Raw genomic sequence first — 19,755 nt, forward strand, 5'->3', positions numbered from 1 at the left:
TTGTTTTAACAACCAAAATAAAACTGACTCCAATATTAACCTGGTATAGCAAAAAAACTGGCATCAAGCCGACAAGCTCAATACCAGTTTTTATAGTCAACCTTATTCTTTTCTACTTCCTGCCGAGTATAAACTGCAGTACTTCCTCCTTCGGCATCGGTTTGGCATAGTAAAATCCCTGTATCTGATCTACCCCAAATTCCGTCACAAGCTGTTTTTGATCCTCCGTCTCTACTCCTTCCGCAATTACCTTCATCCCCAATGCCTTAAAGATCTGAGATAGGTTCCTGACCGCCATTGCAGAGTTCTCACTATCCATTGCAGCCTCCACAAGGCTCTTGTCCAGCTTGACTGTTCCAAAGGGAATATGAATTACCGTTGCAATATTCGAGTACCCAGTGCCAAAGTCATCCAGCCCCATCATAATTCCTCTGTCCAGCATCTTCATTGCAAAATCCGCTACCACCTGTGGGCTTTCCGCAAGGGTACTTTCCGTAAATTCAATCTTTATCATCTCTGGAGGCGTCTGGTTCCTTTCAATAATATCGAATACCCGGTCGGCAAGATCTGGCTGTGAAAATTGAAGCGCCGAAAAGTTCACATGTACAGCCTCAATCTCTGATGAAAGTTCTCTAAGCTTTCCAGCAAACTTACACACTTTATCCAGGATAATATAGGTCAATTCCACGATCAGTCCTGTCTCCTCCGCAATCGGGATAAATTCGGATGGATAGATTGGTCCAATCGGAGAATCCACAATCCGCATCAAGGATTCCGCATAAAGAAATCTGTCGACCTCAATAGAATAAATCGGTTGATAATACATTTCAAAGCTCGGATGCTCAAGCTGTTCCTCTAATATCTGTATGATCCTCCGCTTTCTTTCCAGTTTCTGCAGCATCTCCTTGTCACAGTAGCAGATCTTTCCGCCCTTTCCAAGCTTGGCTTGGGCAACGGCATACTCAATCGAATTAATAATATTCTCGACCGTCTCTGCCTCCCCGGAATGACTGATCAATCCCATCGCAGCCGAAAGCATGAACCGATATTCATCTGCCTGCCATGGACGCTGCATCCGCTTTTGTATCTCACCTACACACTTCCTGGCATCATCTAAATTCTCTTTATAAAACAGAAGTGCGAACTCATCCCCGCTAAAGCGGTAGACATTCCCCTTTGGTCCGATCTTACTTAAAAAATGAGCCACCTCTTTTAAAAAAAGGTCTCCCTTCTGTTGTCCGCAGGTATTATTAATATGTCTAAAAGACCGAAGCGAAACAATCAGAAGCACAAAACTCCTCTCCGCATCTCTTTTCAACAAAAGACCTATCATATCGAGCAATTCCTGACGGTTAGGTAAATTCGTCAGATAGTCCACAGAAATCTGTTTATTCTGCAGATGCAGGTATATAATCAGGAGAGCACAGGTTGCTGCTGAACCTGAAAGCATTACATACGGTAAGAGCTGCTGCACAAAAATCACCAGCATGGTAAGCAGCGGACAAACGATAAGAATATGATAAATCTCCTTCTCCAGCCGTCTGCGGTTGAATAATGTCACACCGACACTTGCCAGTGAATACAAGTAGAAGAAAAAAAACATCAGAGAGACCCAGTCTCCAAGCATATATCCTTCCGCCGCAGTAATGTCAAAAATATGCTTATTATAAGAATTGCTGAAAACAAGCAATACATACAATATCCCCGGCACCGTTCCCGCTATAATCAGTTTCCTTGCCTTTTCCAGATCAATATAAATCACAGATACCGTATAACAAAAATATGTAAGTCCCATAAGTGGAGTCAGGATAAAGTAGATGGTCGTCACGATCCAAGTCAGCCACATAGGAAAATTATTGTACTGTGAAACCATTGTGGTAGACAAAAGATTCGTCAATACTGCACTAAAAGTCACTAACAGGCATCCATGAAAAATTTTATTCTTCAGAGAAGGCAGTTGACTTCCCCTTCTTGCATAGACCCAGATAATGCCTAGCATAATTAATGAAACCATTTCCCCTGTGATATTCCATTCCACGATAAACCACCTGCCAATCCCCTCTTATAATTAGCTATCTTACATGTGATTACTTATATTTTAACATAGTAACGTGGCAGTGTCTATGACCGTAGTTAGCAAGTTTACAAATTTTCCCATGCTTTTTATCACTCGAATTTTCCTATTTATACTTAAATTGCGATGATATCTAAAATGATAATTTAAGGTGTTCTTCTTAATGTGCACATAGCTTTTATTTGTTAACTATCTTTATATCTCGGTTGACATTCAACATATCATTCGATATACTTATACTCGACATACAAAAGCTTATTTTTTTGCAACACTTTGAAATTGGAAAGGAATCTCAATATGGAACAGACATCTTCTAAGCACTCATTGATTACAACAAAGCAGTTGACCCTGATAGGAGTTATGACGGCCGTCATCTGTTTATTGGCGCCGTTCGCAATTCCCATCCCTTTCAGCCCCATCCCAATCACTCTTGCAACATTGGTCCTTTATATCACAGCCTTTGTCCTTGGTCCAAAACTAGGTACCATAAGCTGCTTGATCTATCTGCTCCTCGGTGCAGTCGGCCTGCCTGTTTTCTCCGGTTTCAGCGGAGGCTTTGCTAAGATTGCAGGACCGACCGGAGGGTATATGCTCGGTTACCTTTTTCTCACCCTGACAGTCGGTTTTTTTGTAGAACATTTTTCTGGAAGACCGCTCTTTTATGCACTCGGTCTGATTCTTGGCACAGCCCTATGCTATTTATTCGGAACCATCTGGCTTGGGGTACAGATGAACCTCTCCCTTATGCAGGCTTTGGCCGCCGGTGTCATCCCCTACCTGCCAGGTGATATCATAAAAATCATCATTGCATGCCTGTTCGGTCCCAAATTACGGACGGCAATCCAGCGCCTGGGAAACTAAATAGGACCTAATATCTGTGTCATAGGTTTTTCGGGACCCTTCCCATTTAAAACGCCCCTCTTAAAAGCTTTATAGCTTTTGAAAGGGGCGCTTATTTTCCTTCTCACGAAATGATTCTAATATATACAATCTAAAATCAGTCTGTTTTTAATCCTGGATTCCTCTCATCGTCAACTGAATCCGTTTCTTTTTCAAATCCACGCTCATGACTTTCACATCCACGATGTCTCCAACACTGACCGCCTCCAGCGGATGTTTGATATATCTGTCTATAATCTGTGAAATATGGACCAGACCATCCTGATGGACTCCTATATCTACAAAAACACCGAAATCAATGACATTACGTACTGTACCTTTCAGGACCATGCCTTCCTTAAGGTCTTTCATCTCTAACACATCTGTGCGCAGAATCGGTTTTGGCATCTCATCTCGGGGGTCACGTGCCGGTTTCTCCAGCTCCTTCACAATATCCCGCAGAGTAATCTCGCCGATTCCCAGCTCCTCTGCCAGTTTCTTGTAATCCTTAATCGACAGAGAAAGCCCCGTCAGATTACCGCCAGTAATATCCTCCGGCTTGAAGCCCTGTTTCTTAAGCAGCTTCTCTGCCGCCTCATAAGACTCAGGATGTACTCCTGTAGCATCCAGCGGATTCTTTCCATCCATAATTCTCATGAATCCGGCACACTGCTCGAATGCCTTTGGTCCAAGCTTGGCAACCTTTAATAGCTCTTTCCTGTCTGTAAATCTACCATTCTCCTCCCGGTATATCACGATATTCTTAGCAATTGCTCCAGAAATACCGGAAATATAAGAAAGCAGCGGCGCCGATGCCGTATTCAGATCGACACCGACTTTATTCACGCAATCTTCCACCACACCATTCAAGGATTCGCCTAACTTTTTCTGGTTCATATCATGCTGATACTGTCCGACTCCGATGGATTTCGGATCTATCTTTACAAGCTCCGCTAATGGGTCCTGCAGTCTTCTTGCGATGGATGCCGCACTCCTTTGTCCCACATCGAACTTCGGAAATTCCTCGGAAGCCAGCTTACTTGCAGAATATACGGATGCACCAGCCTCATTTACAATCACATACTGCACCTTTTCCGGGATTTCCTTTAATAATTCTACGATGAACTGTTCAGACTCCCTGGAGGCAGTTCCATTTCCCACAGATATCAAAGTAATATGATACTTTGCAATAATCTTCTTTAACAAATCCTTAGATGCCTTGATTTTCTGCGGTGTTGTCGGAGCTGTCGGATAAATCACTGTTGTACCAAGTACTTTTCCCGTCTCATCCACTACCGCCAGCTTACATCCTGTACGGAAGGCCGGGTCCCAGCCAAGCACTACCTGTCCGGTAATTGGAGGCTGCATCAAAAGCTGGTGCAGGTTCTTTCCAAAGACCTCGATTGCGCCGTCCTCTGCTTTTTCTGTGAGATCATTTCTGATTTCCCTCTCGATCGCGGGTGCGATAAGACGCTTATAGCTGTCCTCTGTCACCTCTTTTAACACAGGAGTAGTGTAAGGGTTCTCCCGAAGGATCGTCTTTTTCTGTAGATAACGCAGAATCTCCTCTTCCGGGGCCTCGATCTTCACGGTCAGTATCTTTTCCTTTTCGCCCCGGTTCAGAGCCAGAATACGATGACCAGCCAGCTTATTTATCGGTTCCTCGAAGTCATAATACATCTCATAGACAGACTCCGCCTCCGGATCCTTCGCAACAGAGATCAGTTTTCCCTTCTGCATTGTAATCTTACGAATCCAGCTCCGGTAATCCGCTTCATCGGAAATCGACTCCGCAATGATATCCTTTGCTCCCGCAATCGCTTCCTGGGCACTGCTGACTCCTTTTTCCTCGGAAATATACTTTGCTGCTTCATTTTCGAGCGGTTCCTTGGTCTGCTGCAGGGTAATCAGGGCTGCCAACGGCTCTAAGCCCTTTTCCTTTGCAATCGTAGCCCGCGTCCGGCGTTTCGGACGGTAAGGACGGTAAAGATCCTCCACTACGACCAATGTTTCCGCTGCCAGAATCTGCGCCTTTAATTCCGCAGTAAGCTTTCCCTGCTCCTCAATAATGGATAAGACCTGTTCCTTCTTCTCTTCCAGATTCCGAAGATAGATCAAACGCTCATACAGCTTACGAAGCTGCTCGTCATTCAAAGAACCCGTTACTTCTTTTCTATATCGTGAAATAAAAGGAATGGTATTCCCTTCATCGATCAATTTCACTGCCGCATCTACCTGCCAGCGTTTTACGTCCAGTTCTTCTGTCAATCTCTGATTAATATCCATATATCCTGTACCTCTTTCTTTTTCTCATGCAATATGGCTCTAAAGAATCATAACGTATTATATTATACAGGAATTGCCCCTTCCTTTACAACATTTTTCCTTTTGTTTTCCTCCTTTTTCATCAAAATCCAGGAAATCATATTAACACATTCGTCCATTTCTATTTTTTACCCAATCTGTTGATACATCCATGGCCGCCCGGCAGGCTTTTGTTCCGTCCAGTGTGTTCAGCATCACAAAATCATGAATGATTCCCTGGAATCTGACAGCCGTAACATCGACTCCCGCAGTCCTCAGCCGCCTGGCATAGGCCTCTCCTTCGTCACGGAGCACATCAGCCTCCCCATTGAGTATCATTGTATCGGGAAGGCCGCTCAACTGACATAAAGAAGCCATGAGCGGCGATGCCGTAATCTGGTTCCTGTCACTTACGGCACAAGTATATTGATTCCAGAACCACATCATTCCTGCACGATAAAGATAATATCCCTCTGCAAACTGACAATAAGAAGAGGTCTGAAAGCAAGCGTTTGTCACAGGATAATATAAAAGCTGTTTCTGGATATAGGGACCATTGCGGTATTTCGCCATCAACGCCAATGCCGCCGCAATATTCCCGCCTGCACTGTCCCCGGCAACTGTGAGGGTCTTTTCTCTCATCGTTACATTGAAATTCTGTAAAAGCCCAGGAAGCATTTCCATGACCTGATAACACTGTTCCAGCGCCGTAGGATATTTCGCCTCCGGTGAACGCGAATATTCGGGGAACACAAGAACTGACTGAGTTCTGGCCGCAAGTTCACGCACCAGCTTTTCATGGGTATGGAAACTGCCAAACACCCATCCCGCACCGTGGATGTATAAGACGACATCCGCAGGACATTGATATCTTTCCGGCAGAACAACGTAGACTGAAATCTTCCCCCATTTTCCTGTATCAATCGTCATCCTTTTGATTTCCGCCGGATACATACATATAGGAGTACTTTGCGCTTCTTCCAAAACTTTTCGTCCCTCACAGGGCGGAAGCTGAAAAATCAGTGGAGGGACGGCATTCTGTCTGCATACCTCCAATGCCTGAGGTTCTAAAGATATTCTATTCATGATCTAAATCCCAATGAAATTACTCTCATATTTATCATATGCCCTATGCCCTCAAACGTCCCCTCTCTTTTCTTTACTCTCGGTTCTTCAGTACTTTAATGCCACAGGCAACATTGGATACCAGGAAAATGCAAAAGAAGACCGGACATCTCTCCGGTCTTCTCACTATACAATCATTTTCTTTCGGCTAATACACTTCTGACCCGAATGGCATCAAGGCCAGCTTTGCCAGTTTAAACTGCTGCATCCCGAACGGGATACCTACGATCGTCACACAAAGCAGCGCCCCGATCACCAAAGATTCCAATGCCAGCGGAATCCCTGATACGATCATCCAAATAATGTTCAGCAGCATGGAGCCTGCCCCGCCTCCATAATGTACTTCTTTCCCAAATGGGAAAAAACTAAGTGCAGCAAACTTAAAGCACTGCATTCCTACCGGTATCCCCACAATCGAGATACACCACAGAAGCCCGGCAAATGCCCAGCTCAACCCACTGATACATCCACCAAATATAAACCATAAAACATTTCCCAGACATCCCATAACGTCTTACTCCTCCTTTCCAAGCAGTAATTGCTTCTCCCACGTCTGGAGATTGGCAACCATAGCTTCCACACGTTCAATCGCATACTCCACTTCTTCCTTGGCCTCTTTGATCTTAGACTGTACGAGCCAGTCTGCTATCAGTCCGTCAAAGAAGAAATCAGCAAATGTAAGGAAGTCATCGATCTGTATTGTAAAATTATATGGCAGATCCACATCTTTTAATTCACATCTAAAAAGTTCGAGCTGACATCTTGCCTCCTCCATCTTTTCAGCCGCTTCCTCCAATTTGGAATGCTTCACCATGTCTACGATAAAGCCTCCTCCAAGCAGGTCTGCGATCCCCCAGTTTCCTGCACTGTTGAGGGCATCTCTTGCGCTCTTCATCGCATTTAGCGACTTCTTTCCAGCAATAATTGCCTCATTCATCTCCACAACATTTTCCTTTTCTCTCATCATTAGAATCTCCTTTCTGGTGCCTTTTTCATGCAGCAGATCATTCATATCCCTATATGATTGGAATAAAAAAAGACTTTTATTCACGACATATCTGCCGCAATAAAAGTCTTGCACATCTCATTTGATACGGATACCTCTCGGTATCGGGTGACGGTTTCAAACCCACCTTTCGGTGTTCGGCTACTCCCTTTTACTTGCTTGTCTTGAAATATATCACCTTTCTCATGGAATGTCAAGAGGTTTTCAAAAGATTGATAACTTATAGACAAAGTTTTCAAATGTATACTGATTGTACATTAGTAATCCACTTCGTACTCCTTTGTAAAAGCGAACTTAGTAAAAGCGAATCTTTGACAGATGTTAGGGATATCGCTATACTATATTCATTGAATAAAATTGGGAGTACTCACATGGAAAGAATTTTAACATACAATATTGCAGAACCGGACAGTGGCCTGCGCATAGAACAATATTTAAAAAGACATGGTTATTCCAAACAGAATTTTACGGACCTCAAAAAAATGCACGAAAGTATTCTTGTCAATGGAGAATGGTTCTATTTAAAGCAGAAGTTGAATACTGGTGATGTACTTACGGTTCATATCCAGGAAATGGAATCGTCTGAACATATTCCTCCTGTACAACTTCCATTGGACATTGTTTATGAAGATGAAGATATAATTGTAATCAATAAAGCTGCAGGAATGCCGATCCATCCTTCTATGAACAACTACACGAATTCCCTTGCGAACGGACTGGCCTGGTATTTTCAAAGCCAGGGAAAGGCATTTATCTTCCGCTGTACCAACCGTCTCGACCGGGATACCTCTGGACTGACGGTGATTGCAAAACACATGCTCAGTTCTAATATCCTCTCTGGTATGGCTGTCCGCAAGGAGATCCGGCGGGAATATCTTGCTATTGTTCGCGGCCATGTGAATCCTCCATCCGGTACGATTGATGCTCCGCTTTCCCGCAAACCTGGATCTATCATTGAACGAACGGTAGACTTTGAGCATGGGGAGGCAGCGGTCACCCATTACAGAATAATCGAGGAAAAAAATGGGCACAGCCTGGTCTCTCTAATATTAGAGACCGGCCGTACCCATCAGATTCGAATCCATATGAAATATCTTGGTTTCCCACTTGTCGGCGATTACCTTTATAATCCCGATATGGAGTATATTCAGAGGCAGGCCCTTCACTCTCACCGCCTGACCTTCCGCCATCCCATTACTGGAGAAACCATGGATTTTACTGCACCGCTACCAGATGATATGCAGAAGATTCTAAGTCCTCTTTTATAGTTCAATCTTTTTTCCAGTAGTAAGCGGCTGTACCATGTCCCCGGCATATTGTTTCAGCAGCGCATATCCAGGCTGCCCGGTGCAGTGTCCGGTATAAAGATACTGCACCCCGGCTTCCTTTAAGCCGTCTGCCATCGCTTCTACCTCTGAATCAGAAAACGTACAGACTTCTTTTCCGTCCTTTTTTCCTTTCATATGAAGTCCACCTAAAAATGCATAAATCTTTCTTCCTGGCAGAACGGACATCACTTCCTCCATAATATTCATAATCCCGGCATGAGAACAACTGTTAAAGATAACCAGCCCTTTTTCTGTATCAAATACTAGGCTCAGTTCATGCGAAAAATCATCTGGCAGATACTCCGTTTTATATTTTCGATATAATTTGGAACGCTCACCGATTTTTTCAAGCCCCTCTGTACTATGGGGCACCAGATAAACATCCTGATCCAATCTGAATAACTGGTCAATGAACTCAAACCGTTCCCAATTTCTAGACAATACATTTTCCGGAACGCCGATCCTGTGTATCTCTCCCCCTGACCCGGAATAATATTCGCCGTCAATGCCCTTCATGGCATATATTTTTACGGTCTGGTTCTGTTCCAGATATTCTGCAAACCCACCTGAATGATCATAGTGTCCATGAGATAGAATGCATGCATCTGCTGCTAGCACAGGGACACCTAACGCGGCTGCATTTTCTAAAAATGCACCTGTTGTGCCCGCATCTAACAAATACTGTTTTGAAGCATATTCAATAAACAGGCTCAGTCCATGTTCGCATTTCAACTCTGACTCAGACGTGTTTTCAATCAGTACCGTTACCTTCATGTATCACATTCTCCTTTGATCGTATCTGCCGCAAGTCCTGCTGATGTCTTATTTTACGTAATCATCGTCATATCCCAGGCATTGGCTGTCTTCTTATGGCACTTATGCCTGATAGACAGTATCTCCTCCCAGAACTGTTTCCAAGACTTTAATGGAAGCAATTTCTTCTGCCTTTGTCTCAAAAATATCCTTATCCGTGACTACAAAGTCTGCTACCTTTCCGACCTCAAGAGTTCCTTTCAGATTTTCTTCCTCCAGGAAGTAAGCTGCATTCCTGGTATAAAGAGAGACAGCATCATATACGGAGATCGCCTGTTCTTTTGAAATAATCTCTGGGTTTCCTGTCAGATCCATTCTGGTCAATGCACATTGAATTCCATGGAATGGGTTCACTTCACATACCGGAGCATCCGAACCGCCTGTCAGAATCAATCCTGCGTCCATCATGTCCTTTAGTGCAAAACAGTAATGCAGTCTTTCATCGCCCAGCCTCTTTCTCGCCATGCTCACATAATTGCGGATAAAAATCGGCTGGATACTGATGATAACCGGAAGCTTCTTTGCTCGCTCGATAAAGCTCTCACTGATCACAGTCGCATGAATCATATAGAATCGCCTGCTCCATCCGAGCTCTGGACGATAAGCATTTTCGATTGCTGTCAGCAGCATATCATTTGCCTTATCCCCGATTGCATGAACAGCGACCTCATGTCCAGCATCATAAGCATCCTTAACAAGCTTATTCAATTCCTCCTGCGTATAACAGCCTTTTCCATAATTATCCGGCTGATCCGCAAATGGCTCATTCATCAGACAGGACGCTGCACCAACGGAACCATCCTGCAGGAATTTTGCGGAACCTAATTTCAGCATATCATCTCCGAAACCGGTCACAATATTACGCGGTGTGTTCTCATCCAGAACAAAATGGAATGCAACCCTGCATTTCAGTCCTTTTTTCTTCCTCATCTCCTGATACATCCTGATTCCATCCGGGTTATCCTCCTGATACGCATGGAGCTGCGTCAGTCCTACAGAAGAACAGTACTGCAGATACTTATCGACCTTTTCGATATTTTCCTCCATCGTAAGCTTTGGAAGATAAGGCTCTACATATTCACTATAAGATTGGTCACTGATCACACCCGTCAAAGAACCATCCTCAAATCTGTCAATAGTATCCGGGGTATGCTCCACCACATCTGGTCCCAAATTACATAGCTCCAAAGCTTTTGAATTCAGCATATGTACATGGTGGCAGAAACTTCCAACACAAATCGGAATCTCTGTAGATGCCTGATCCAAGACGTTTACTGTCGGAAAACTTCCTTCTTTCAGAAAATCCATATGAAGATTCTCTATCAATAGCCAGTCGCCCTCTTTTACATCATCCAGATGCTGTTTACATCTCTCTACAAGTTCGTCGAAGGAATGAATGTCAGCCGCTGTCACTTTTTCCTGTTCCAAGCAGTCTGAATAAAGATGCATATGCGTATCTGCCATACCTGGTAAGATAGGCTGCCCCTTCATGTCAATGAACTCCTTAGCACCGATTGCTTTGACCTCTTCATTCGTTCCTGCGGCTGCAATCTTCCCATTATATACCGCGATTGCCTCTACAGTCTCTCCCTCTTTTGCCATCGTATAGAACTTTCCGTTGTAAAAAATCTTATCTGCTACCATGATAAAACCTCCTTTTTTCAAACGTTACTCTATGTTTCAACTACAATAAAACTCCCATCAGGTACAAAATAATCGGCAATGTAACGACCATGAACAGCATATTCTGTGTTACTGACCTAGCCGCAAAGGACGGATTACAGTCATACTGCTGACTTAAAATAACATTAAAGCTTCCAGCTGGCAGAGCCATCAAAAGAACACTGACACTTGCTACCGTATGATTGATCGGCAGGAAGCTTAAGATCACGCATGCAATAATCGGAACAATTAAAAGTCGAATCAGTGAGATCAGATAAGAGTACTTATCTTTCACGATATCCTTCAGATCCATCACTGCGATCTCATATCCAATGATAATCATGGACAGCGGTACCATCATACTTCCTACAGAGGATAACGTCGTCTGGATGAACGCCGGGAATCTGAACGGCAGTACATACAGGATCATAGCCACAACTGACATTTGAATCGCTGAATTACCAAAAATGACCTTCGGGCTGAATGTCTTCTCTCCACTAAGCATCATCACACCAAAAGAGAACAACATCAGGTTATAAAGAATATTGAATGCAATCGCACACAGCATTCCCAGTTCACCGAAGAGCTGTGCAGCGAGCGGCAGTCCGATAAAGCCAACATTCGCAAACGTACACATGGTAACAAAGATGGGTTCTCCTTTTTCCGGCAATTTCAACCGCTTGGAAAGTATCTTCATTACGACTAGCATAACAATATAGTATATAACAGCAATCAATGCTGTCATCCCGAATCCGCCGATACGTTCCATTGAAAATTCTGATCCCGCCGAAGATAAAATACTGATTGGAAGGACCGCTTTAAGCAGGAAGGTGGATAAATGATTTTTCATCCCCTCGGTCAGAATCTTTTTCTTTGTAATAAATATTCCAAATGCGATCATTAATAAAATCTGCGCTAGTAAGGTCCAAACTGCACTTGTCATATCCGTTTCTCCCTTCTGAATTTATGATTTGGCTATTGACTGACAAATGCTGTAAATTCCATCTCCACCTTAACACCATCGATCATTCCACCTACCTGCACACAGGCTCTTGCTGGGAATGGATGATTCGGCATCAGTTCTCTGTAAGCACGGTTCATCTTATCAAAATCATTTTTCATATCCAGCATATAAATTGTCACCTTGCAGACATCTTCCAGGGTGCCGCCGGCTTCCTTGATGATTCTCTCTGCATTCTCGATTGTCTGTTTTGTCTGTTCATAAACGTCCTCACTGATGAGGCTGCCATCCTGTGTCTCTCCGATCTGGGTTGTAAACACCATTCCATTCATCAAAATTCCATGTGAATAAGGTGCATCACTGTGTGCAAAATATGGGCTGTCAATTGCTTTTTTCTTCATCTTACTTCCTTCTTTCCATTTCGATTTCGGTCTGCTTATTACTGTGCTGTTACCGGTTCACTAAATATGTAGGCTTCTTGTTCTCCTCCAGAACCTCCATGATCTGAGAAATTGCCTTTTCCCTTACTTCCACAAGAGCTTCCTCGGAATAATATGCTGCATGGGGCGTCATGATTACCTGCTCCAGCCCTTTTAAAACGCTGCTGCATTCCTTTTCATCTTCAATCACATCAATCCCTGCTGCGGCCACTTTTCCGCTCAAAATGGCCTCCTTTAACGCTTCCTCATCCACAACGCCGCCGCGTCCTGTTGCGATAATCATGACGCCATCCTTCATCGCTGCAAACTGTTCCTTACCAATCATATGTCTGGTGCTGTCTAACAATGGTGTATGTACAGAAATATAATCACTTTCTGCTAATAATTCTTCCAATGTATCCACGCGGACTACATTGCCATTCTCAAAAGCACTGTCCTTTGTATATGGATCATAGGCGATAACTTTGATTCCGAATGGCTTAAGAAGTTCTGCGATCCTGCGCGGGATATTTCCATAAGAAATCAATCCATAGGTTTTTCCCTTTGTACGGTGGAGCTCCTTTCCTACTGCAACATCCCACTGACCTGCCCGGATGCTTCTGTCATAGATTCCAATCTTACGCACACAATTCAGGAACATGGCAACCGTATGTACTGCCACCTCTTCGATACAATAATCTGGGACATTTCCCACATAGACACCATGCCGCGTTGCTGCAGCCAGATCAATATTGTTCACTCCGATGCACTGTGTTGTCAGGACTTTACAGTTCTTCAATCTGGAAAATGCCTCTTCATTCATATTTGCATAGACAATGATTACACCATCCGCATCTTCTGCCTCTCTGAAAAAATCTTCGTCGTCCTCACTGTCAATTCGAATCAGATCATAATCTGTATAGCCGTTTCTTGCTAAATACTCCTCCTCTACAGATTTTCCAACACCTTCTGTGTTGACCATTACTATTTTCTTCTTTGTTCCCATTTTACTGCCCCTTTCTTTATTTTTGATTTTTCAACTCCATCGGTGTATTAATAATATGAAACTGCATCGCCTTTCGGCTTTTCTCTTTATCATGGCTCCTAAGAGCGTCCAGAATCTGTGTATGTTCATCAATTACATAATCCCAGTCTTTTTCCAGATGCCAGGTAAGAATCAATACTCTGCGCTGGAGAAGGCTGATACTCTCCAACATCTTCCCATACCAGATATTGCCGCAGAATTCACCGATCTTAACATGGAACTGATATTCATATTCCATAAATTCCAGATACTCTTTCCTTGTCATGGCATCCTTTTGTTTCTGGATGATCGCCTCTAATTCCCCGCACTGCTCTTCTGTAATCGTCTCAGCAAGCATCCCAACTGCCTCCACTTCGACAAGCTGTCTGGCCTGAGATGCATCCTGTATCTCCTTTTCTGAAATGCTTGCAACCACAATATTCTTGGAAGGTGTGATTTCCACAAGGTTGTCTGCCTCCAGTCTGCGTACTGCACTTCTGACTGGGGTCCTGCTGATCACAAGCTGACTTGCCAACTGCTCTTCTATTAGAATTTGTCCCGGCCTTAGTTCTCCAGTAATGATTGCTTCCTTCAAAACTTCATACGCCTGTTCTGAAAGTGACTTTTTACTTCCAATCTGCCTCATACCCATGGAGTATACCTCCTTTCCTCTAGTTTTTCATAATTGTATATGTATTTGTATACAATATTGTATATTCAATTTATGTATTTGTCAATATAATTCATGTTTTTTAACAATTCCTTAGCCGTTCTGTTTACAATATTATTGCAGAATGTGAAACATTATTATATTTATAAATAAGATTTTTTATCACACATACCTGTATATACAAAAAACCAGGAGTACTTAAATAATTAGTACTTCTGGTTCTTGACAAAAATATTCTCATTTAAAGAGTTCACATGGTATTCTCATTATCATTCACTTCAAAAATCCATAAAGTCTCCTGAGTCTGAGGTTTATAATTTTTAAACTTTAGAATACGAAGCGTCAACCAGCTCCCATCCATTCTCTGATATGAATATTCCGTAGAGGAGCTGCTATTCAACTGTATTTCTAAATTCTGGTAATCACAAAATTCTATAAAATCTTTACGAAATTCTGGTTTTACGATTCGTTCTGCATACAGTACCATCGCTTTACTGAATTTATCTCCTGATTCTTTGAGCATTTCTTCAAAATAGGAAGGGATAAATAAATGTCTGATCGTATCACTTGCCAAATCCACGAAATAAACGCCTTTAAATTCCGGCGATAACACAGACAGAAATGTATCCGCATCCTGTTTCTCAAGAACCATCTGTTCTATTGCTTGATTTAAGGTACGCATCTGCCGTTCTTTTCCATTTTCTTTATAAAAGTGCTCTTTATCCCGCTGCATCGCTTTTTCGGCCAGAGTTACCATTGATTTAATATCAATCTCTTTATCTCTCCATTCCACCCCGATAGAAATTTCATACCCTTTCAGCATTAAGTCCTGTCGTACCTGATTTATATAATCATATACATCTTGCTTCTCCATGTCCTGACACAATACTACAAATTCATCCCCGCCAATACGGTAGACTTCCCCTTTCTGAAAAGCCTCAACAAGTTTATCCGCAACTGTCTCCAACATAAGATCTCCTGCCTGATGTCCCAATCTATTATTAATCTCATGCAGACCATTAACATCTGTATAAATACACCCAAAGGAATGATAGCTCTGACCATCGAATGTATCAATAGCCGTATGATAACTGTTTCTGTTCTTTGTTCCTGTAAGAGTATCGTAATTTGCAATTATATTTAATTTTTGATGAATCGCAGCATTTTTCTTTGCACTGGAAATAATCCAGTAAGAGATGAGTGACATCATAATAAAGAATACAATTAAACACATCTGAAGAATCGGACCTTCTGCAAGCGAGGTAATAAAAGTAGACTTCATCATCGAAATCAATTCTTCCTCCCGAATACCTGCCAGCAATACCCAGTGTACGGATGGTATGGGAGCATAAGCGAGGTAACAAAGGCCATCATCCCAATAATACGTTCCAACACCCGATTCCCCACTTAGTCCTTTTTCCTCTAGTTCCATTACGGAACGCACCTCAGCCTCTTCTCCCTCCCGTAGAACCAGTCTGGCATTGTAGCAGTCATTCACCCAGGAAATATGATCTTGATTACTGACTGCGATATCTGTCCCCTCTGCATTAATAATATAAGACTCTCCAGTATTAGCATAAGTGAGATTCTTAATCAAGTTAGAAAAATAGTACCCGTCTTTTTCCATACTCAAAACACCTGCTACTCTGCCATTCTTATATACAGGTGCAGAATAACACATCACATATTCCTTTTCCTCATTAAAATATGGACCATATAAACAGCTTTCCCCTGTATAAGCCTTCCTGATATCCTGGCGTTCACGCACGTCAAGCTCTCGGCCATCAGAGGAAACCGTACCGCTCTCAGATACATAGACTAACCTCAGCATATTGGATGCATTAAAATTTTTAGGAAATTCAATCTGCTCTATATCTGATGGTACTTCAAAAGATCCTGCAAAATCTTCCAGTGCCTCCTTGCTGCTGTTAAGTTCATTTTCTACCGATATCACACCCTGGTCGACCATAGACCCTATCAGCTGCATTGTATAATCTGTCAACATAGATTGAAAATTCTTTGAAAACACAACATAAACTGTAAATACTAAAATACTAAAGGCCGCAAGAAAAACAAGAACTATACGAACTCCTAACATCAATACATGTTTCTTCTGATTCATTTCCAAATTTCATATCCCCCTCCGGAAATTCTCATTGTATCTGCTGGTTACTTTCTCGCCGGCAAGCGTGGTCCTGCTTCGCTGGACACACTATATCAACAAAAGGAAACGTTGTCATCAACGTTCCCTTTATATTTTATAAATACTGTAAATTTAAAGCAGTACTTTTACAGCCTTATAAATCATATTTTAGTTAGTATAAATCAAAAGAATTTTATTAACAAGATAGAGCACAAAATTGGTTGTATTCATCACCAAAATAATCGCACCGTTTACAGGGGCAAAGCGGATATTTGAAATCTGCTCCACCAGAGAGAATCGTTCGACAATATAATCATCCCCGCCCGTAGAAAACCCATTCACCTAATCAGCGTCATGAATACGGGCCGTGAGGAACTCTATTTTTCTGCCTGCCGTTTCTGAAGCAGTGTAAGCAAATACTCTGCGGTAAGCCAGGCAGGAATGAACAGCCATACCATTCTTATATCCACCGCATAACTACCTGTGTCACTATTACTCACTATGATTACAAAAGTAATAGTAAGAGAGATCAGTACTCCCAAAAAGAGCTTTTTTTCTGAATCAATCTTATGTTTTAAGAAGGTAACGTGTGCCAGAAGCAGAGCTGCCACGCTGTAACAGACAGAACGGATACAGTTTTCGTAATCGTGAACCAGTGGCAGCGTCTTCTCCATGAGCATCAGTTCTCTGGCTGCCTTACATTTCCGTTTCCACAGCGATGGCCAGAATTCAAAATCGGACCATCTGGATGGGAGATATTCCCCGGGAATGTGCGGGTGAACGTTCATAATCCAGAAAAAAGCAGAAAGAATAAATATTCCTCCAGCCAGAAGAAGCACGAATAAAACCGGGTATCGCCTGCTTTTCAGTAGAAGTTTTCCCCATTCATAAAACAATGGAATCAGCAAAAGTATCTGCATCACACGGGACGCCGTCTCTCCCCAGAACTGATACAGATGATTCGAAATCTCCGTTGCGCCCAGGCCGGTCGTTTTCTCAAATCTTTTCACAGCATCCTCCCGGCTTTCATTTATCTGAACCATTACAGATGCATAATTCAATTTGCGGTCTGAACATTCTGAACCATTTGCCGCATTTGTCGTCCCCTCAATTATATTCTCATTTCCTCCTGCTGCATTATTTTCTTCTGACTTATTCCTGCCTTCCCCTGGTATAAGCCCAATCCCTGTGGTGTTGCTGCTCTCTCCCCCATTACTGCCCGACTGCAAAGTATGCGCCTCTTCATTCCCCTGCTGAATGAGTACCGTATTTTCCGCGTGATACAGTCTGCCGGCAACCTGATATTCCTTCCCATTGACTGTAAGGATCTGTCCGGCTGCATCCATGCTGCCGTACAGATTCCATGCCATTTTATCATCGATCAAACACTGCTCCTTCTGCTGTGCACCCAGTTCCCGGCTGCTGTCCATAACCAGACCTGATTTCCCGCTGATCGTCAGCACAGTCCCTCTACTTTTCCGTCCCAGCTTTGGACTGACAGCGAAGCATTCCTTCTGCTCTCCCCACAGTGTATAACTGCTGTCATAATCTGAATCTGCTTCCTGTAAGCCCCCGGCATCGCCTCCTTTATAAGGTTGATCCAGCCTGACAATACAGACCTCTTTTTCATGCTCCGGCTTCATGCCATATATCATTGACTGTACGATGCATACCAGGCAGAGGACTGACAGACTGACCGGCAGCAATACTCTGACCCGTTTCATGATTCCTCCCCCTGCCGTATCCTGTCTCCCGTTTCTATGGGCTTGTCAGAACTTATAATCACACGGTCACCGCCCCCAAGAATCCCATCCTCCAGTGCAGCAGTCTGCTCATTTTTTTCTTGTATCTGCACATAGACAGGTTCCGCCGACAACTCTGTTCCCAGGACTGTCTCCTTTTCCCGAACCACGAGCACGAACCATCCGTTCTCATCTGTACGCAGTGCTTCCGTCGGAATTGTGCATCCGTAGGCAGACGATTCTTTCTCCAGGTTCAGTATTGCGGACTCTCCGATTCCAAGCTCTCCCTTTTTAAGCAGAACAGAAATATCATATAATTCACTGTTCTCCCGGTTTTCCGTTATCGTATCCACAGTCAGACCGGTCAGCTCCCTTTTGTCCACGGTCTTTAAGGTGACCTCATCTCCTGCGGCGGCATACATTTTCTGTTCCTTTGGTATCTGGGCAACGAACCTGCTGCCAGCAGAGCTATCCGCTATGGAAACAGCCAGTGCCTCTGTGGTAAAACTCCCTGGTTCTACATTCAACTTTTGTATGACACCGCTGACAGGGGCTGTGAGAACCCCTTTCTGTTTCAAAAGAGCCTTCATTTTATCCAGCTTTTTTTCCAGTGTCTTCTTATCAAGCTCCATAATTTTCCGGCTGCTGTCCGATGCAGAAGGTGTCCCTGCATCCTCTCTGTTCCGATCCGCTGCAGCCAAGCTTTCCTCCTGATTACGCAGTGCTTCCTGATATGCCTGATCGGCTTGTTTGCTGGCATCCTGAAGACTCTGAATCTGCTCTTTATTACTCTCGCTCTGTGCAGACTCCTGCTTTGCGGTGAACTGCTCCAGCGCCGCATCTGCAGCCTCTTTATCAGCCTTTGCCTGAGCTGCTTCCTGTTCAAGAGACTGCTTCTCTGCATCGGTGGCATCCGGATTCCCCTGTACCTCGTCAAGTCTTGCCTGAGCCTCTTCCAGAAGTCTGCTTTTATCATCACAGGTCTGCTGTAAGACCTTTTGAATCGTATCCATGTCTTCGGATGTCTCGCCAGTTGACTGTTCCATAAACTCACGCAGTCTTTCTTCTGCGTCCAGTTTTGCCTGGTATGCTTCTTCCACCTGCGCATCCGTACTGCGCACGGTTCTGTCATAGTCCTCCTGCGCCCGCTGCTGTGCCTGCGTCTTTTTCTCCTGCTGCAGAGATTCCTGCGAATCCATATCCTTCATCTGAAGTTCCGCTTTCTGCACCTCCCGTTCTTTCTCCTCTATCTTATCCCGAAGGTCCTCCAGATCAAGTACGAACAGCGTGTCTCCTTTCTGAACAGATTCCCCCTTTTTGACCGGCACCAGCTTTATGCGGATATCCGATACCGTAAAAACGGCCTGGTTCTGATTCTCCACCGTCGTTCCTGCAGCAAAAATTTTGTGCGATATAGTCCCCTTCCGGGGACTTGCCACTTTCACCGTCGGGGTAATCATATTCGATGCCGCTCTCGATAAAATAGTACAAAATATCATCGCCGCCAGAAAAGCGGCCAGAGCTTTCCCGGCTTTGTGGTTCCCTCCGGGTATTTTTTTCTCTGTCTTATATGTTACCAGCCTCATCCACTGCATTTTTATGACC

17 protein-coding genes are annotated in these 19,755 nt (G+C 43.5%); 2 read left to right on the forward strand and 15 right to left on the reverse strand.

The genetic code is table 11. The features are described 5' to 3' along the window. Positions 1-112: 112 nt before the first annotated feature. Positions 113-2,014: a putative bifunctional diguanylate cyclase/phosphodiesterase gene (locus HGO97_RS05710; RefSeq protein ID WP_216240264.1), complete on the reverse strand. Its 1,902-nt coding sequence runs from the start codon at positions 2,012-2,014 to the stop codon at positions 113-115. A 357-nt stretch (positions 2,015-2,371) separates the two neighbouring features. Between HGO97_RS05710 and HGO97_RS05715 the strand changes: the two genes are divergently transcribed. Next, the gene (locus tag HGO97_RS05715; protein ID WP_216240225.1) at positions 2,372-2,935 is read left to right on the forward strand and encodes a biotin transporter BioY; all 564 of its coding nucleotides are present in this window, start codon (positions 2,372-2,374) and stop codon (positions 2,933-2,935) included. 147 nt (positions 2,936-3,082) lie between these two features. Here HGO97_RS05715 and HGO97_RS05720 read toward each other — a convergent pair whose 3' ends face one another. From HGO97_RS05720 to HGO97_RS05735, 4 genes are all read right to left on the reverse strand, one after another. Then, positions 3,083-5,239: a Tex family protein gene (locus HGO97_RS05720; RefSeq protein WP_216240226.1), complete on the reverse strand. Its 2,157-nt coding sequence runs from the start codon at positions 5,237-5,239 to the stop codon at positions 3,083-3,085. A gap of 141 nt (positions 5,240-5,380) precedes the next feature. Next, entirely contained in the window at positions 5,381-6,343 is a 963-nt protein-coding gene (locus HGO97_RS05725) for an alpha/beta hydrolase (RefSeq protein WP_216240228.1), read from the reverse strand. A gap of 187 nt (positions 6,344-6,530) precedes the next feature. Further along, positions 6,531-6,890 carry a YccF domain-containing protein gene (locus tag HGO97_RS05730; RefSeq protein ID WP_216240230.1) on the reverse strand — a complete coding sequence of 120 codons (360 nt, stop codon included), beginning with the start codon at positions 6,888-6,890 and terminating at the stop codon, positions 6,531-6,533. A gap of 6 nt (positions 6,891-6,896) precedes the next feature. Next, positions 6,897-7,349 carry a hypothetical protein gene (locus HGO97_RS05735; RefSeq protein WP_330641513.1) on the reverse strand — a complete coding sequence of 151 codons (453 nt, stop codon included), beginning with the start codon at positions 7,347-7,349 and terminating at the stop codon, positions 6,897-6,899. A 410-nt stretch (positions 7,350-7,759) separates the two neighbouring features. Here HGO97_RS05735 and HGO97_RS05740 point away from each other — a divergent pair, with 410 nt between their 5' ends. Then, positions 7,760-8,656 carry an RluA family pseudouridine synthase gene (locus tag HGO97_RS05740; protein WP_216240232.1) on the forward strand — a complete coding sequence of 299 codons (897 nt, stop codon included), beginning with the start codon at positions 7,760-7,762 and terminating at the stop codon, positions 8,654-8,656. Here the strand turns inward: HGO97_RS05740 and HGO97_RS05745 are convergent. The 10 genes from HGO97_RS05745 to HGO97_RS05790 all read right to left on the reverse strand — a co-directional run bounded on the left by HGO97_RS05745 (position 8,651) and on the right by HGO97_RS05790 (position 19,745). Then, positions 8,651-9,490, reverse strand: a complete 840-nt coding sequence (locus HGO97_RS05745; protein ID WP_216240234.1) for an MBL fold metallo-hydrolase — start codon at positions 9,488-9,490, stop codon at positions 8,651-8,653. The genes HGO97_RS05740 and HGO97_RS05745 overlap by 6 nt on opposite strands. A 102-nt stretch (positions 9,491-9,592) precedes the next feature. Continuing rightward, complete coding sequence (locus HGO97_RS05750; protein ID WP_216240236.1) at positions 9,593-11,173, reverse strand: amidohydrolase; 1,581 nt, start codon at positions 11,171-11,173, stop codon at positions 9,593-9,595. Between the two features lie 40 nt (positions 11,174-11,213). Then, positions 11,214-12,134 (reverse strand): AEC family transporter, encoded by a 921-nt coding sequence (locus HGO97_RS05755; RefSeq protein WP_216240238.1) that lies wholly within the window; start codon positions 12,132-12,134, stop codon positions 11,214-11,216. 32 nt (positions 12,135-12,166) lie between these two features. Further along, positions 12,167-12,553 (reverse strand): RidA family protein, encoded by a 387-nt coding sequence (locus HGO97_RS05760; RefSeq protein ID WP_216240239.1) that lies wholly within the window; start codon positions 12,551-12,553, stop codon positions 12,167-12,169. A 49-nt stretch (positions 12,554-12,602) separates the two neighbouring features. Beyond that, entirely contained in the window at positions 12,603-13,577 is a 975-nt protein-coding gene (locus tag HGO97_RS05765; protein WP_216240240.1) for a C-terminal binding protein, read from the reverse strand. Between the two features lie 16 nt (positions 13,578-13,593). After that, positions 13,594-14,247 (reverse strand): GntR family transcriptional regulator, encoded by a 654-nt coding sequence (locus tag HGO97_RS05770; protein ID WP_216240241.1) that lies wholly within the window; start codon positions 14,245-14,247, stop codon positions 13,594-13,596. A 268-nt stretch (positions 14,248-14,515) separates the two neighbouring features. Next, positions 14,516-16,387, reverse strand: coding sequence for a sensor domain-containing diguanylate cyclase (locus HGO97_RS05775; RefSeq protein ID WP_216240242.1), 1,872 nt, complete (start codon positions 16,385-16,387; stop codon positions 14,516-14,518). 189 nt (positions 16,388-16,576) lie between these two features. Continuing rightward, a complete protein-coding gene (locus tag HGO97_RS05780) occupies positions 16,577-16,750 on the reverse strand; it encodes a hypothetical protein (protein WP_216240243.1) in 174 nt (57 codons plus the stop codon). A 35-nt stretch (positions 16,751-16,785) separates the two neighbouring features. Next, complete coding sequence (locus tag HGO97_RS05785) at positions 16,786-18,132, reverse strand: ABC transporter permease (RefSeq protein WP_216240245.1); 1,347 nt, start codon at positions 18,130-18,132, stop codon at positions 16,786-16,788. Continuing rightward, entirely contained in the window at positions 18,129-19,745 is a 1,617-nt protein-coding gene (locus HGO97_RS05790; RefSeq protein WP_216240246.1) for a hypothetical protein, read from the reverse strand. Before HGO97_RS05790 ends, HGO97_RS05785 begins: the two co-directional genes overlap by 4 nt. Positions 19,746-19,755 lie beyond the last annotated feature (10 nt).

This window comes from Faecalicatena faecalis (assembly GCF_012524165.2).
Taxonomy (GTDB): Bacteria; Bacillota; Clostridia; order Lachnospirales; family Lachnospiraceae; genus Faecalicatena_A; species Faecalicatena_A faecalis.